The 15,618-nt window shown below is 63.5% G+C and carries 11 protein-coding genes, 1 pseudogene and 1 riboswitch; of the genes and pseudogenes, 8 read left to right on the top strand and 4 right to left on the bottom strand.

The genetic code is table 11. From position 1 onward, the window contains the following. Positions 1–138 precede the first annotated feature (138 nt). Positions 139–492: pseudogene (locus tag E1956_RS47430) on the top strand (c-type cytochrome); the annotation flags it as partial. Then, positions 481–1,671, top strand: a complete 1,191-nt coding sequence (locus E1956_RS47075) for a c-type cytochrome (RefSeq protein WP_335930023.1) — start codon at positions 481–483, stop codon at positions 1,669–1,671. The pseudogene E1956_RS47430 and the gene E1956_RS47075, both read left to right, overlap by 12 nt. Before the next feature lie 60 nt (positions 1,672–1,731). Here E1956_RS47075 and E1956_RS32170 read toward each other — a convergent pair whose 3' ends face one another. Beyond that, positions 1,732–2,736, bottom strand: coding sequence for a helix-turn-helix domain-containing protein (locus E1956_RS32170; protein WP_232071922.1), 1,005 nt, complete (start codon positions 2,734–2,736; stop codon positions 1,732–1,734). Positions 2,737–3,437: 701 nt separating this feature from the next. Between E1956_RS32170 and phaP the strand changes: the two genes are divergently transcribed. The 3 genes from phaP to phbB all read left to right on the top strand — a co-directional run bounded on the left by phaP (position 3,438) and on the right by phbB (position 6,433). Then, positions 3,438–3,986 (top strand): TIGR01841 family phasin, encoded by a 549-nt coding sequence (phaP, locus tag E1956_RS32165; RefSeq protein ID WP_134756812.1) that lies wholly within the window; start codon positions 3,438–3,440, stop codon positions 3,984–3,986. A 277-nt stretch (positions 3,987–4,263) separates the two neighbouring features. After that, positions 4,264–5,445 (top strand): acetyl-CoA C-acetyltransferase, encoded by a 1,182-nt coding sequence (locus E1956_RS32160; protein WP_134756810.1) that lies wholly within the window; start codon positions 4,264–4,266, stop codon positions 5,443–5,445. 244 nt (positions 5,446–5,689) lie between these two features. Continuing rightward, positions 5,690–6,433, top strand: a complete 744-nt coding sequence (gene phbB / locus E1956_RS32155; RefSeq protein WP_134756808.1) for an acetoacetyl-CoA reductase — start codon at positions 5,690–5,692, stop codon at positions 6,431–6,433. Between the two features lie 112 nt (positions 6,434–6,545). On the opposite strand, the gene E1956_RS32150 is transcribed toward phbB, so the two are convergent. Next, the gene (locus E1956_RS32150; RefSeq protein ID WP_134756806.1) at positions 6,546–7,796 is read right to left on the bottom strand and encodes an MFS transporter; all 1,251 of its coding nucleotides are present in this window, start codon (positions 7,794–7,796) and stop codon (positions 6,546–6,548) included. A 790-nt stretch (positions 7,797–8,586) separates the two neighbouring features. Here E1956_RS32150 and E1956_RS47510 point away from each other — a divergent pair. After that, positions 8,587–9,279 (top strand): H-NS histone family protein, encoded by a 693-nt coding sequence (locus E1956_RS47510; protein ID WP_269467646.1) that lies wholly within the window; start codon positions 8,587–8,589, stop codon positions 9,277–9,279. A 203-nt stretch (positions 9,280–9,482) separates the two neighbouring features. Here the strand turns inward: E1956_RS47510 and E1956_RS32140 are convergent, their stop codons facing one another. Further along, on the bottom strand, positions 9,483–9,923 hold the full coding sequence (locus E1956_RS32140; protein WP_133195743.1) for a DMT family transporter: 441 nt from the start codon (positions 9,921–9,923) through the stop codon (positions 9,483–9,485). A 131-nt stretch (positions 9,924–10,054) separates the two neighbouring features. Between E1956_RS32140 and punR the strand changes: the two genes are divergently transcribed. Further along, positions 10,055–10,957, top strand: coding sequence for a DNA-binding transcriptional activator PunR (gene punR, locus E1956_RS32135; protein WP_134756804.1), 903 nt, complete (start codon positions 10,055–10,057; stop codon positions 10,955–10,957). Between the two features lie 40 nt (positions 10,958–10,997). Here punR and E1956_RS32130 read toward each other — a convergent pair whose 3' ends face one another. Beyond that, positions 10,998–13,064, bottom strand: a complete 2,067-nt coding sequence (locus E1956_RS32130; protein WP_232071920.1) for a TonB-dependent receptor domain-containing protein — start codon at positions 13,062–13,064, stop codon at positions 10,998–11,000. 90 nt (positions 13,065–13,154) lie between these two features. Then, positions 13,155–13,350: riboswitch (cobalamin riboswitch) on the bottom strand. A gap of 983 nt (positions 13,351–14,333) precedes the next feature. On the opposite strand from E1956_RS32130, the gene E1956_RS32125 reads away from it, so the two are divergent. After that, positions 14,334–15,413: a tartrate dehydrogenase gene (locus E1956_RS32125; RefSeq protein ID WP_134756802.1), complete on the top strand. Its 1,080-nt coding sequence runs from the start codon at positions 14,334–14,336 to the stop codon at positions 15,411–15,413. Positions 15,414–15,618: the final 205 nt, after the last annotated feature.

Genomic DNA, 15,618 nt, shown 5'->3' with positions numbered 1-15,618 from the left:
GCAAACGAGCCTGTCGACGAGCACGGGTGGGTGTCTTCGAGTCGCGCGAGGCGTGTTCGCCGGGCCGATTGCGCAGGTTGAGCGAAAATAGCGCCGGGACACGAGAAAGAGTCACGCGAAAAACCATCGGGAGACGCAATGCAATTCACAAGATTCGCGCGAGCGACACGGTGCGCAGCCGCGCTGGCGATGACGATTGCGCTGGCGGCGCTGGCCGCACCGGGCGCGTACGCGCAGCAAACACAGTCCGCGCCGCTGGGCCGGACGATCGCCACGCAAGGCAGCGCCAACGGCGTTCCGGCATGCATCAGCTGTCATGGTGCGAACGGCGAGGGCAACGCCGCGGCGGGCTTCCCGCGGCTCGCCGGCCTGGGCGCGGGGTACTTCGAAGCGCAACTCGCCGCGTTCGCCGACGGCAGCCGCGAAAATAGCGTGATGCAGCCGCTCGCGAAGAATATGTCGGCCAATGAGCGCACTGCCGTGGCGCAGTATTTCAGCAGCCTGAGCGCGCCGCCGGGCATTCGCACGCAAGATCCCTCCGACGCCGTGCCCTCCGATAGCGGCGCCTGGCTGGCCACGCGCGGCCGCTGGCAGCAGGACCTGCCCGCCTGCGTGCAGTGTCATGGGCCGGGCGGCGCGGGTCTCGGCACCGCATTCCCGCCGCTGGCCGGTCAACCCGCGGCCTATATCGAGGCGCAGCTCAATGCATGGAAGAACGGCAAGCGGCCGCCCGGCCCGCTAGCGCTGATGCCGGCCGTTGCGAGCAAGCTGAACGACGCCGATATTCACGCTATAGCGCTGTATTACGCGCAACAGCCGCAGGCCGAAGCGAATGGTGCGACCGCCGCATCGCAACCCCAGGCGGCTACGAGCGAGCACGCCGCGTCATTCCAGCCGCCGCCGGAAAGCGCCATGCCGGACGGCGACTTCGGCAAATCGGTGAAGCTCGGCGAGCAGATCTTCCGGCACACCGGCCAGTACGCAGGGAAATTCGTGGGCAATTCGCTCACCTGCGCGAATTGCCATATCGATGCGGGACGCAAGGCCGATTCGGGCCCACTGTGGGCCGCCTTTGTTTCGTATCCCGCTTATCGCAGCAAGAACGGGCACGTGAACACGTTCGCGGAACGGTTGCAGGGCTGCTTCAACTACAGCATGAACGGCAAGGCGCCGCCGCTCGGCGATCCGGTGCTGGTCGCGCTGGAAAGCTACTCGTACTGGCTGGCCACGGGTGCGCCCGTGGGCGGCAAAGTGCCTGGCCGCGGCTATCCGAAGCTGCCTGCGCCCGCGCAGAAAGCGGATTACGCACGCGGCGCCGCGGTTTATGCACAGCATTGCGCGTTGTGTCATGGCGCGGACGGCCAGGGCAAGAACAGCAATGGCCAGACCGTGTTCCCGCCGCTATGGGGCGCGCGTTCGTTCAACTGGGGCGCGGGCATGCACGAGGTCCAGAACGCCGCCGGCTTCATCAAGGCGAATATGCCGCTGGGTCTTGGCGGCACGTTGACGGATCAGGAGGCGTGGGATGTCGCGACGTTCATGGACAGCCACGAGCGGCCGCAGGACCCGCGCTTCACGGGCTCGGTCGCGCAGACGCGCGCGAAGTATCACGACACGCCGAACTCGCTTTATGGCACGGTGGTGAACGGCCATCTGCTTGGCAGTCCTTGAGGCATTCGGGGGCGGCGGCAGGGTACGTCCTGCCCGCCGCGGCGGTGATGCGTCGCCGCCTCACAGGCTGAATTGCCGGAAATCGAGCGGCGACATCTCATAGGCGCGCCGGAATGCGCGATTGAAATCCGACGCGCTGTTAAAGCCCAATCCATAGGCGATTTCGACCACGGCCTTGTGAGGGTAGCGGCGCAGCTCCTCGGCCGCCTGGCTGAGCCGGCGATTGCGGATATAGGCCGCGAGGCCGCCTTCGTGTTCGAACAGGCGGTAGAGCGTGGGCCGCGATAGCTGCGATACGCGCAACACGCTTTCGGGCGACAGGTCCGATTCGTGCAGATTCTCGTCGATATAACGCCGCACATGAGCAAACGCCGCCGCCCGCACCGCCGCGCGCGCGTTGCCGGTGAGCCCCGCCTCCTTGCCGAACGCCGCGCCAATCAAGAGCGCGCACGCGCGCATCGCCTCCCACGATTCGCTCGCGCTCATGTGCTGGATGCTGCGTGCGAGGTCCGCGAGCTGCGCGGGAATCAGACGCGCGATGGGCGAGCGATATTCGATCACGCTGCCATGAATCGATTCGGGCTCGGGCAGAACGGAAGCGAGCAGCGTGCGGGGCAGGAAGAACGCCAGCACGCGGCAGCCGGTGCGCGTCATCTGCATGGGCTGCCCCATGTCCAGCGCGAGAATGCCGGGCTCCGACTGCGTGGCGACGCGCTTCGGATGCGTGCCCGTGCGCGTTTCGATCGTGCCTTCGACGAGCACATGGAAAACATACTGGCGCATGGCGTCGGTGGAAATGCGGGCAGCGGAGCGTGATTGCGATACCGGATCGGTGCGGCTATCCACGAACGCAAGATCGGCACCGCGCCAGGCGTCGATGGTGCCGTGAAAGCCGCGCGCCTGATCGGCCCGCGAGATCGGCACGTCGAGATAGTGCCCGAGACGCTGGCGCCACGCGGGCAGTTGCAGATGCGGCGCCTCATGCGCGGTGCTGAAGCGGTCGCGCAGACAGCCCGGCGATGCCGGGTCGTCGGTTGGGCGTTCGTGCGGGAATTCAGTTTTCACGATTCGAATGAGCCTGGCGATCCGGGTAGTGTCACTGAATGGGCAGGCGCTTCAGATCGCCACGCGCCTTGGGCTGGAACGATCCGCGCGCGCGACGCGCCCGCTTTGTCTTTGTATATCGGCAGCGCAGGGGCGTTGCTGGAGGTGCGCGCGCGGAACCTCAAATAGCGATTTCAGTTTATCCGGCTGGCGATCGCTCGGGAAACATTAATATTCATATTTTCGAAGTCAATGCGCCGTACCGATTTTGTACGAACTCTATTTAAAATACATATATCAGTACGGAATATGCTTATACCCGCACGCTATTCTGCCAGCGGCATTGCGTCGGGGTCGAATCAGATGCAGTCTCGCATCTTGCCAATTCACGGCTTCCAGGCGGCGGAGCCCCGTGCGGCGGGCGTTGCGCCGGTGTGCGATGAGCGCACGCTTCTTGTTGTATGGCTGGCCACGTCTAATGATTGAGCTTGCAAACGCAAGAAATGATCCGGTGGACATGGATCCCAGGGTTTGTACCTAACCCTTCTTCCACAAAATTGTTAAATTCTCCGCTTAGAATCAACTCTCTAATTTCATCGCCACGGCAATGTCCGCATTTCGAACATTGCTGATCGTCGTGTTTTAGGGCCGTGTTGGGTGGCGGCCCTCAATTCAATCTGTTTCGCATCACTAACCATGAGGCATAGCCGATGACCGAGCCCGTGACATTTTCTGCCCCCGATCGTCTCCGCGCCCACTATGAATCGGGCGTCGCGGTGTTTTTTGCCCTGGCCAAGCCAGCATTCGAGAGCTTCGAAGCCACGATTGCGCTCAATCTTCAGACGGCCCGCGCGGCCATCGCCGACAACGAAGCCGCGCTGAAGAGCACGCTTCAAATCAGCAATCCGGTGGAACTTTTCACGCAGCAGTTGAACGCATCGCAGCAGGCTGCTTCGAAGGCCATGTCGTATGGCCGCAAGCTCTTCGATATCGCGGCCCATGCCCATTCCGAATGGACCGAAGTGGCGCAGGCGCAAACCGAGCGGCAAGAGCAGTGCGTCAAGGCATTGGCAGAGCGCTTCTCGCAAAGCGCGCCGGCGGGCTCGGAGCCGTTTGTCGCTGCAATGAACACGACGTTTGCGGCTTACGGCAACGCCGCCGATTCCGTGCGCACGTTGACGCGTCAAGCCATCCAGGCTGCGCAGGGCCGGCTCGATACGGTTGCCGCCGCAACGCAGCGTGCCGCGCAAACGGGGCACGCTGCGAACTGATCGCTACGGCGCTCACGCTTCAGGGCGCGGGGCGGCTGCCAATCGGATATCGACGGATCCCGACGCATCGCGCTTGCAGCGCGCCGCCCGCCCCATTCCTCGCTTTCAATTCATACCTATTCGTCGCGCAAAAAATATTTGCGCGCATTCTCTGATTTGTCATCTTCGTGTGACAGGACGCAGCTACGCTCATTGCGAAGTTGCTGTGGCGCCGCTGCGGTTCCCGTCGCGTTTCACCGCGCGGGCATCGTGAGTACTTTTAACGCAGGAGTGGAAATTGACTGACATTGTGATCGTTTCGGCCGCACGTACCGCGGTCGGCAAATTCGGCGGAACGCTTGCGAAGATTGCGGCGCCCGATCTGGGCGCGCTGGTCATCAAGGCCGCGCTGGAGCGCGCGGGCGTGAAGCCCGAGCTGGTGAGCGACGTGATCATGGGTCAGGTGCTGACCGCGGGTTCGGGCCAGAACGTTGCGCGCCAGGCGTCGATCAAGGCGGGGCTGCCCACGGCCGTGCCCGCGATGACGATCAACAAGGTCTGCGGCTCGGGCCTGAAGGCCGTGATGCTCGCGGCCAACGCGATCCTTGCGGGCGATTCGGAGATCGTCGTGGCCGGCGGCCAGGAGAACATGAGCGCGGCGCCGCATGTGCTGCCGGGCTCGCGCGACGGCTTCCGCATGGGCGATGCGAAGCTCATCGACAGCATGATCGTCGACGGCCTGTGGGACGTCTATAACCAGTACCACATGGGCGTGACCGCGGAGAACGTGGCGAAGGAATACGGCATCACGCGCGAAGAGCAGGACGCGTTCGCGGCGCTCTCGCAGAACAAGGCGGAAGCCGCGCAGAAGGCGGGCCGCTTCGACGCGGAAATCGTGCCGGTGGAGATTCCGCAGCGCAAGGGCGAGCCGCTCCTCTTCAACACCGACGAGTTCGTGCGTCACGGTGTGACCGCTGAATCGCTTGCTGGCCTGAAACCTGCTTTCTCGAAAGAAGGCACGGTGACGGCGGCCAATGCCTCGGGCCTGAACGACGGCGCGGCGGCGGTGGTGGTGATGTCGGGCAAGAAGGCCGAGGCGCTGGGCCTCACGCCGCTCGCGCGCATCAAGGCCTACGCAACCGGCGGCGTGGATCCGAAGGTGATGGGCATGGGTCCGGTGCCGGCCTCGAAGCGCTGCCTCGAGCGTGCAGGCTGGTCGACGAGCGACCTCGATCTCATGGAGATCAACGAGGCGTTCGCGGCGCAGGCGCTGGCCGTGAACAAGCAGATGGGCTGGGACACGTCGAAGATCAACGTGAACGGCGGCGCGATTGCAATCGGTCACCCGATTGGTGCATCGGGTTGCCGCATTCTGGTGACGCTGCTGCACGAAATGCACCGCCGCGACGCGAAGCGCGGCCTGGCTTCGCTGTGCATCGGCGGCGGCATGGGCGTGGCGCTCGCGCTCGAGCGCGCCTGAATGCAGCCCGGCAAGGCTGACCAGGCAGTACTAAGGTAATAAGGTTCGCCCGCGAGGCACGAAACGTGCATTAGCGGGCGGGCCGAACAAGTTTCGCGCAAGATAAGACGGACACTAAAAGCCGCGCGATCTTGCCCGAGCAGACTTCGCCTCGCGTGCGAGGATGCCGGGCGACGCAAGAGGTGGTGCTCCAATCAGGGCGTGCCACTCGATTCACTGAAATTTTATCTCGCGGATAGATAGCATGACTAAGCGTATTGCATTGGTAACGGGTGGTATGGGCGGTCTCGGTGAGGCAATCAGCGTACGGCTGTACGACGCAGGCTATAAGGTCGTCGTCACGCACTCGCCGGACAACGCAGGCGCAAAGGACTGGCTGGCCAGAATGAAGGAGACGGGCCGCGATTTCCACGCATATTCCATCGACGTCGCCGACTACGATTCGTGCCAGCGCGGCTCGCAGAAGATCAAGAATGAAATCGGCCCTGTCGACATTCTGATCAACAATGCCGGCATCACGCGCGACATGACCTTCAAGAAGATGGACAAGGTCAATTGGGATGCGGTCCTGCGCACGAACCTGGACTCCATCTTCAACATCGCGAAGCCGCTGTGCGACAGCATGGTCGAGCTCGGCTGGGGCCGCATCATCAATATTTCGTCGGTGAACGGCTCCAAGGGCGCCGTGGGCCAGACGAACTATGCGGCGGCGAAGGCCGGCATGCACGGCTTCACGAAATCGCTCGCACTGGAAGTCGCCCGTAAGGGTGTGACGGTGAACACGATTTCGCCGGGCTATCTCGCGACGAAGATGGTCACCGCCATTCCGCAGGAGATTCTCGATACGAAGATCATCCCGCAGATCCCGATGGGCCGCCTCGGCAATCCGGAAGAAGTCGCCGCGCTCGTGCTGTTCCTGTGCTCGGACGAAGCCAGCTTCGTCACGGGCGCGAACATCCCCATCAACGGCGGTCAGCACATGCAGTAATGTGCGGCAGCGAGGGCCTGTCATGAGACTCAACGGGCCCTCGCTTTGCTTCGCTGCGACCGGCGCCGGCTTTCATAGCCGGCGCCGGTCGTTGCGTGCGCGATACGGCGGTCTATGCCGCCCTGCGCTCGAGGCCGAACGAAATCAGCAGCACGCCTATCCCTAGCGCGGCGAGAATCGCGCCCACCCAGCCCGTAGCGACCCATCCGAATCCGGCGGCGATCACGAGCCCGCCCAACCAGGCGCCCACCGCGTTGGCGACATTGAACGCGCTGTGATTGAGCGCCGCCGCCAGCGACTGCGCATCGCCCGCCACGTCCATCAGGCGCGACTGGAACGCCGGCGTGCAGGCCGACCCCGCCCCCACGCAAAAGAGAATCGCCAGCATCGCCCAGAGGTGCGGCGCGGCCACCACGAACACGAGCAATACCGCCGCCGTGAATGCGTACATGCCGAGCATGGTCCGCTTGAGCCAGCGGTCCGCGAGCCATCCGCAGGCGGTGTTGCCGGCAATCATCCCGAGCCCGATCAGCGCCAATGCCCAGGGCACGTGATAGCTGGCGATCTGCGTCACATGAGTGAGCGTGGAGGCCACATAGCTGTAGACGGAAAAGATCCCGCCAAAGCCGACCGCCGAAGCAAGCAGCGTCAACAGCACCTGAGGGCGGCCGAGCGCGCCGAGCTCGGTGAGTGGACTCGCCTTGCCCGACATCGGCAGGCGCGGCACCGACCAGGCGATCATGCCCGCCGTGATCAGCGCAATGACGGCGACCGCCGCAAAGCAGGCTTGCCAGCCCAGCGCCTGGCCGAGCCACGTGGCCGCCGGCACGCCGATGACGTTGGCAACGCTCAAGCCCAGCATCACCTTGCCGATGGCGGCGCCGCGTTTGTGCGGCGGCACGAGCGCCGCCGCGGCGAGCGCCGCAAGCCCGAAATAGGCGCCATGCGGCAGCCCTGCGATGAAGCGGCTCGCGAGCGCGAACGTATAGCTGTGGAAGATCGCCGTCGCGCCATTGCCGATGGCGTAGAGCAGCATCAGGACGATCAGCAGCGCGCGCCTGGGCATTCTCGCGAGCGCAACCGTGATGAGCGGCGCGCCGACGACAACGCCGGCCGCATAGGCGCTGATCATGTGTCCCGCTTGCGGAATCGAGACGTGGAGGTCGCCGGCCATCTCCGGCAGGATGCCCATGGCCGCGAATTCCGCCGTGCCGATGGCGAAGCCGCCGAGCGCGAGGGACAACTCGGCAAGCGCGAGTCCGTGCGGCGGCTCGACGAGGGGCGCGGCGACGGCGGCGTCGCGCGAAGCTGCGTCGTGTGCGCGGCTAGCGGGGCGAATGGGAGATTCGACGGGTGCACTCATGTCTATCGTTCAGAAAACTGGGCCGCGAATTGCGCGGCGTGCTGGATGTTATCGGTAACAACTCGCGCGCATTCGTTATCCGCCACGCCCTGGCGATGCACATTGCACGGCGTGGATCGTGCAGCACCGCCTAGCGGGTACGCGCAAGTGAGGCCGTTCGGGTTCGGAAAGGGGCAAGCCGGTCTTTAAAGCCGGGCCCTGACCGCACGCATGGCGTGCAAGGTTCGGAAAGGACCCGCACGGTGAGCCGCATGTCGAGCAAACCGGCGGCAGTATCGCGGGAATGCGTCGGAATCGAAACACGGATAGCGCGCACGATGCCGGACTGCCAGGTTGCGCATTCTAGATGATCTGACGTATTTGCGCCGGGCGCGGCGCAAACGATGGTTTGACCTCGTGCTTCTCGATCGTGATGCCAACGTGCAATGGTTAGATCGGGACGACTGCGCCTTTGCAATTGCCGAGGTCGCGCGTCGTTCTCGAAATGACGTGTAATCTTTCGCACGCACGAAAGCTAATCGTTTGCTCTTGCAATTGGCTAAAAGCACCGCATGTCATTCGGTGGACCTGGATTGTCTCGCGGCAAGCGCGGCTTTTTCAAAGCCCGTATCGTGAATCTCAAATGTGCCGCGTGCGGATCGGGTTCCGGCAATCGCCTCGACTCGTGTCATCGAATGAAAGGATTCGGAAGAATTCGGCTTCGAAATCGTCGCGATTGATCTGCGAATGCGCACGCTAATAGCAGCCAATTTGCATGTATTGCCGTTTTGCGTACATAATTGTATGTGCCATGACGGCATTGCCTAAATGGGCCAAGCCAAACTTCGACATGCAAACGAAGTTTAAACGGTTGCTTGGGGGTGAATTCCTGACAGGGAGAAAGAGTATGGTTACGTTGGACGCGATCACGCAAAAGATCGCAAAGCTGCAGAAACAGGCGGAAGCGATTGCCGAAAAGCAATCGTCCATCGGGCTCGCAAAAATTCGCGATCTGATGCACAAGCACGGTTTGAACCTTGCCGATATCGAGAGCTTCGTCGGGAAAAGGCGTGGCCGGAAGCCGGGCGCCAAGGCTGCAAATGGCGCAGCAAAAGCGCTGCATCCCAATGCGCATCCGGTCGCGCCGAAATACGCCGATCCGAAAACCGGCGCAACCTGGACCGGGCGCGGCCGTGCGCCGGCCTGGATTCGCGACGTCAAAGACCGTTCGAAATTCCTGATCGAGGCAGGCGCGGCGCCCAAGGCGGCATCGGCTAAAACCGCCGGCGCGAAGAAGGCCGCGGCTGCGAAAAAGGCCGGCGCAAAAACCGCCACCGCGAAAAAGACCACGGCCGGTCGTGCCGCCACGCCCGTCGCGGCCAAGCGCGGTCGCAAGAAAGGCGTACCCGCGAAGAAGGCCGCTGCGCCGCGCAAGACGGTTGCACGCAAGGCACGTGCCGCCGCAGCGCCGGCTCCTGCTGCACCGGCACCGGCCGCAGCCTGATAGAAGCGTGTTTGATCCGGCGGCCCGATAAAGCCGCCTGGCCACAGCCGGCGTTGCGCTGATTCCCACGAGGAGCGGCGCAACGCCGGCTACGGTTTTCACCGCAAAGCATTCGCCGCCGACGTTTTTCATCGCGGCCGTTCAAGAATCCTCGCTTTACATTTTTGCAATGGCGGGCCTGATTATTTCAGCCGGCCTTGCTCTCATTTCGAGGTCAGCCAGACACCGGTAATGATTGCGCCCACGCCCAGGACGCGCGTCATTTCGAGCGGGCGTGCGGTGGCGCCAAGCCAGCCGAAGTGATCGAGCATGACCGACACGGCGAATTGCGTGGCCACGATGATGGTAAACGCCGTCGTGAGCCCGAGACGCGAAGCGGTATAACCGATCGATCCTGCAATGACGAGACCGAGTGCGCCTGCCGAAAGCGCATACCACGGCACCTCGGTCCACGCCTTGAGGCTCCCGCCTTGAGCCGCGGCCAGCAGCACGATCGCCAGCACGGCGCCACTGATGTAATTCACGAAAATGCCGCCGGTCGTGCCAATGCTCTTTGCCATGAGCCCCATGAATTGCCCTTGCAGGGCGACCGCGCAGCCACCGAGCGCCGCGATGGCGCCAAGTCCAATTACGTTGTTTGCCATAATTCCTCCGCTCTAAAAACCGCGTTGTTGTTCAAATACTGCCCGTAACAGTATCGATCTGCGCGGATCGAACGTGAAACGGTATATTTTCACGCGTGCCTTCAAAGGAATTCACAGCAAGGAGACGTGAAGTGCTGTCTATCGAGTCGCTCCAGCTCATCGAGCTGATCGCGCGAACCGGCAGCTTTACCGCCGCAGCCAGGACGCTGCACCGGGTGCCCTCGGCCGTGAGTTACGCGGTGCGCAACATTGAAGAGGAACTGGGCGTCGTGCTATTCCGGCGCTTGCATCGCAACGTGGTGCCCACCGAAGCCGGGCAGCATTTCGTGAACGAAGCGCGGGGCGTCCTGAACAAAATAGAGGAAATTCGCCGCGAAACGCTGCGCGTGGCCAATGGCTGGCAGCCGAGTCTTTCCATTGCGTTAGACAATATCGTGTCGAGTCATCGCATCAACGCGTTGATGGCCGATTTTTACCGGCACTTCGACAACGTGGAGCTGATCGTGCGCATCGAGGTGTTCAACGGCGTGTGGGAGGCGCTCGCCACGGGGCGCGCCGATATTGCGATCGGTGCGACGACGGCGGTGCCCGTTGGCGGGGAATTCTGCTTTCGCGACATGGGGGCGATCGAGTGGGCGTTTCTCGTGAGTCCGAATCATCCGCTCGCCGCTGCCCAGTCGCCGCTGACCAATGAGGTGCTCGCCACGTTTCCGGCGATTTGTCTGGAAGATACCTCGCGCGAAATTCCGCGCCGCGACACCTGGCTGCTGCCCGGCCAGCGGCGGCTCGTGGTGCCGGACTGGCAGCGCGCCATCAACTGTTTCGTGGAAGGGCTTGGCGTCGGCTATATGCCCGTGCATCTCGCGCGGCCCTTCGTCGAGTCCGGCCGCCTGATCGAGAAGGCGATCGCGCATCCCAAGACGCCTAGCCCATGCTGCGTTGCATGGTACGGCCAGAAAACGCCACCCGTGCTGCGCTGGGTGCTCGACTATCTGGGCGAGACCGAGAAACTGCACGCCGAGTGGATTTCGTGAGTGCAGGCGGTGCGCCGCGCGAGCGGCGCACCGCCTGGCATCAGAACGTATAAGTGAGTTTCCCGAATGCCGTCCGGCCCAGCGTGTTATAGCCGTAGGCAGTCATGTATTGCCGGTTGAACAGATTCGATAGCGAGGCGGACAGCATCAGGTGCGTATTCACCTTATACGAGGCTCGCAGGCTCACCGTTGTATACGACGGTAAATAGAGCGTATTGAATTGATCGTCATAGGTCGAGCCGCCGTAGAGCAGCGAGACGCCGGTGCTCAATGCATGGAGATTGAATTCGTCCCACGTGTGGTCGACGCTGAGGCTCACGGTCTGCCGCGGGCGGCGGTTCAGCCAGGTCTGGTCGGTCACGTCCTGCGGATTCAGAATGCCGACCGCGAGACTCACGGGCGTGGACTTGCCGAGCGTGCCCTTGTACGAGAGGTCGATCCCCTGGATGTGCGCCCGCCCGACGTTCACCGGCAGAAAGGTCTGCGAATCGTAGGTAATCAGGTCGTGCACGCGGGTGTCGTATATCGCCGCCGTGAAGGTGCCGAACGACGTGTTGGCGTCGAGCGCCGCCTCGACGCTGTCGCTGCGCTCGGGCTGGAGATTGGGGTTCGCGTAGCCCGGGTAATAGAGGTCGTTGAACGTCGGCAGGCGGAATGCGTTGCCGTACGAAACGCGCGCCGTGTAGACCGGCGTGATCGCCCACGAGAGCGCGGCGTTGCCGGTATTGACGCTCTGCCCCTGGACGATCTCGTGGCGCCCGGCGAGGAACAGCGTCACGTCGCCAAGGGTGGTGGACTGGTGCAGCGAGACGGCGGAGTCGTTGCGTGCGGGCAGGCCGCTCGGGACATCGACGGGCAGAAATGCCAGCTCGCGCGAGAAGTCGTAGGCGAGCTTGGTTTCGCCCGAAAGCGGCAGCCCGAACAGCGTGTGGCCGGTCTCCTGATGCGTGATCGAGGTCGAGGTGGAAAAACGCGTCGAGTTGAATTCGTCAGTCGGTATCGTGGGATCGTTCGAGTAGATGAATTGCCGATCGGTTGCGTAACCCACGGACTGGTCGAATTGCGTAAACGGCGTGATGTCGAGGTGGAACGCGACGCCGGTCGTCAATTGATAATCGGCTTGCCGGTCGTTGCCGCCCGCATTGTCATAGGAAAGATCGGAGCGGTGATACAGCGCGAACGTGGAAATCGACCAGTTGTCGCGCGCGTAGCCGAGCCGCCCATTCACGTCCTGCGCGTGATACGGATTGCGGCCGTCCTCGTGGCCGTAGGCCCAGGGGCGTGTCGCGTCGATGCCTGCCGTGTTGTAGTCGTGCAGCCCGAGCGAGTAGGTGAGGCCGCCAAGCGCCGCGAGCGGTCCCGTCGATGGCACGGTGCCGGAGGTGCGCAACTGCGTGTCGAAGGTCTTGTTGGACCCGCCGCCGAACGAAACCGTCGTCTGATTCGGCAGGTTCGACGCGTGACGCGTGAAAAGTTGCACGACGCCGCCCACGGCGTCCGCGCCGAACGAGGCGGCGGCCGGGCCCGAGATCACCTCGACGCGGTCGAACGCCTCCGTTGGCAGATCGGCCCACTCGGCCTCGCCGGTCGTGACGGAGCCCACGCGAATGCCGTCGATGAAGACCGCGACCTGATTGCCCGCCGAGCCGCGAATGCTCACCGAGGTCAGCGAGCCCGGACCGCCGCTCTGCGAGACGGTCACGCCCGGCAGCGTCGCGAGCGCCTGCGTGATGCTCGGGTCGGCGGGCGAGAGGCGGTCGAGGTCCTCGCGTGTGAGCACCTGGGTGCTCGCGTAGCGCTGGTCGAACGATTGCGGCAGATGTTGCGTGTCGCCCACCACGAGAATGTTCGGCAGCGTGGTGCCGGTGTCGTCGGCGGAAGTGGCTGAAGTGCTGGAAGCTTCGGCGGGCGATAGCGGCGCCGGTGGCGCGCCGTCGGCGGCGTACGCGCCGTGCCATGCGCATGCAGCGAAGGCGCAGGCGGCCGCGAGTGGGCGCAGCGTGGTCCGGCGGACATCTTGGTTGGCAGGGCCGGAAATCGGGTAAGTGCCGGCAACGCGGCGGCGGGTTCTCTGCGCGGGAACCGTTTCAATCATGGTGGTGGACATGCGACTGATCCTGAGGTCGGGCTGTCCATGCAACGGGCGACCGCATGCATGCGGTGCTGGCGCTTCGGGACACCCCGCCCCTTGCGGCTGCTTGGACCTCGGTCGATGGCAGGTCTCCTGGCTCGCGGGTCGACGCCCCTTGCCGGCCTTCCCGGTTTCCCAGTGGCACGTTCGGCATGGACTCGCCGCTCACAGTTGCGGGGGCAGCCGCAGACTCGTGGCGCATGTGCGCCCACTGCGTTCCCTTTTGATCCCGTCGCCGGGAACCATCAGGGCGCAAGGGTAAGGGGCGCGCCTTGCGCGCGTCAACTCATTGCGGATTGGGCGTTGCGAAAATGTTCTTTGAGCCTGTGCGGCTCGTCGCACGCTGGTTTGGTGTGGGTTTTTTGGCGCGTTGGCCTTAACTTGTATTCGCGGCGGGCCGCAGGCGTTGCCCCTGTGCGGGGCGGCACCTACTTTTCTTTGCCGCGGCAAAGAAAAGTAGGCAAAAGAAAGCCGCTCAAACCGCCAGTGTGACGCAGTCCCCCACTCGCCTTATAGCGGAGCGGCTCCGGGGCGTCTGCCACCACTTGCTACTCGCCGGAGTGACTAAGGGTTCATCCATCCGGCGGCGCTGCGCGCGCCGTAGGGCATTTCCAAAACCATGGGGATGTACGCGTACTCGTAGGGCTCCAGCGTATTTTCATGGAAGCACTCTCGAAAATCGGTAGGACTCCAGTGGATTTACATGGAGGCGCTTTTGCGCATTAGTAGGAATTCAACATATTAGGCGGCAGCACTCCCGCGTATTCGTCAGGCAGCCCACCCGGTTTTCCTTGCAGCCCCTTCCGCCCGTGCGTAGCGCGTGGCGGGAAGAATGAGCCCCTTGTCACTAAGGCGGAGTGTGCGGGGTGACGGATGCCCCGGAGCCGCTCCGATATACAGGGCAGAGGGGGACGGCGTCACACTAGCGGTTTGAGCCGCTTTCTTTTGCCTACTTTTCTTTGCGGCTGCAAAGAAAAGTAGGTGCCGCCCCGCACAGGGGCAACGCTCGCGGACCACCGCGAAAACAAGATTTCAGATTAAATACTCAGAGCCGTCCTGCCAGACAAGCAGCCAAGCCTCGCTTGAAAGGGCGCAGCTGGCCGCCCCAGCCATGCCCCCCGATTATTCACATTTCGTGTTCAATGTCTCCACACGTCGGGGGCTTATCTCCAGCCTCCTTTGAGGCATCCTTGCAGTCACGGAGAGCGCGCCAATCCAGGCGTGCCAGGCAACGGAGAACGAGACATGAGCAAGACCTTCAAGATCGCGGCGATTCCCGGCGACGGCATCGGCCTGGAAGTGATGCCCGAGGGCGTGCGCGTGGTGGAGGCGGCGGCCGCGAAGTTCGGCCTGAAGATCGAATTCACGCACTTCGACTGGGCGAGCTGCGACTACTATCTCGAGCACGGCAAGATGATGCCCGACGACTGGTTCGCTACGCTCAAGGGCTTCGACGCCATTTACTTCGGCGCCGTGGGCTGGCCCGACAAGGTGCCCGATCACATCTCGCTGTGGGGCTCGCTCCTCAAGTTCCGCCGCGAATTCGACCAGTACGTGAACCTGCGCCCCGTGCGCCTGCTGCCCGGCGTGCCGTGCCCGCTCGCCAACCGCAAGCCCGGCGACATCGACTTCTTCGTGGTGCGCGAGAACACCGAGGGCGAGTACAGCTCGGTGGGCGGCAAGATGTTCGAGGGCACGGACCGCGAATTCGTGCTGCAGGAGTCGGTGTTCACGCGCCAAGGCGTGGACCGCATCCTGAAATACGCGTTCGAGCTCGCGAACCAGCGCGGCCGCAAGAAGCTCACGGCCGCCACGAAGTCCAACGGCATCTCGATCAGCATGCCCTACTGGGACGAGCGCGTGGCCGCGATGGGCGAAGCCTACCCGGACGTGAAGTGGGACAAACAGCACATCGACATCCTCTGCGCGCGCTTCGTGCTGCAGCCGGACCGCTTCGACGTGGTGGTGGCATCGAACCTGTTCGGCGACATCCTTTCCGACCTCGGCCCCGCCTGCACGGGCACGATCGGCCTCGCGGCATCGGCGAACCTGAACCCGGAGCGCAAGTTCCCGTCGCTGTTCGAGCCGGTACACGGCTCGGCGCCCGACATCTTCGGCAAGGAAATCGCCAACCCGATCGCGATGATCTGGTCGGGCGCGATGATGCTCGACTTCCTCGGCAACGGCGACGAGCAGTTCAAGGCCGCCCACGACGCGATCATGCAGGCAATCGAGAAGGTGCTCGTGGAAGGCCCGCGCACGCCGGACATGGGCGGTGCAGCGAAGACGGCCGACGTGGGCAAGGCCGTGGCCGCCGCGCTGTGAGCCGCTGCAGCTCGCTGTGAGCCCCAACTGAGCGCGCCCGACGCGCGTTCGTGAAAGTGCTTTGAAGGTGTTGCGAAGATGTCCAGACGCCCGGTGTTCCGATGAGGAACCCGGGCGTTTTTACGAATGGCTTACCTGGGATAAACCCTTGTCTCGATGAAAACGAATTTTCAGATGAGGGCTGGCGTGTAATTATATTTACATC

It is taken from the genome of Paraburkholderia pallida, assembly GCF_004524855.1.
GTDB classification, from domain to species: domain Bacteria; phylum Pseudomonadota; class Gammaproteobacteria; order Burkholderiales; family Burkholderiaceae; genus Paraburkholderia; species Paraburkholderia oxyphila.
The sequence above is the reverse complement of the archived record's forward strand: the minus strand, read 5'-3'. Positions and strand labels throughout refer to the sequence as shown.

What these genes read in the sequence shown, in the direction of transcription:
- E1956_RS47510 (WP_269467646.1), top strand. Translation starts at nt 8,587, where the DNA reads ATGACGGCATTGCCTAAATGGGCCAAGCCAAACTTCGACATGCAAACG.
- E1956_RS32125 (WP_134756802.1), top strand. Translation starts at nt 14,334, where the DNA reads ATGAGCAAGACCTTCAAGATCGCGGCGATTCCCGGCGACGGCATCGGC.
- E1956_RS32140 (WP_133195743.1), bottom strand. Translation starts at nt 9,923, where the DNA reads ATGGCAAACAACGTAATTGGACTTGGCGCCATCGCGGCGCTCGGTGGC.
- phbB (WP_134756808.1), top strand. Translation starts at nt 5,690, where the DNA reads ATGACTAAGCGTATTGCATTGGTAACGGGTGGTATGGGCGGTCTCGGT.
- E1956_RS32150 (WP_134756806.1), bottom strand. Translation starts at nt 7,796, where the DNA reads ATGAGTGCACCCGTCGAATCTCCCATTCGCCCCGCTAGCCGCGCACAC.
- E1956_RS32130 (WP_232071920.1), bottom strand. Translation starts at nt 13,064, where the DNA reads ATGTCCACCACCATGATTGAAACGGTTCCCGCGCAGAGAACCCGCCGC.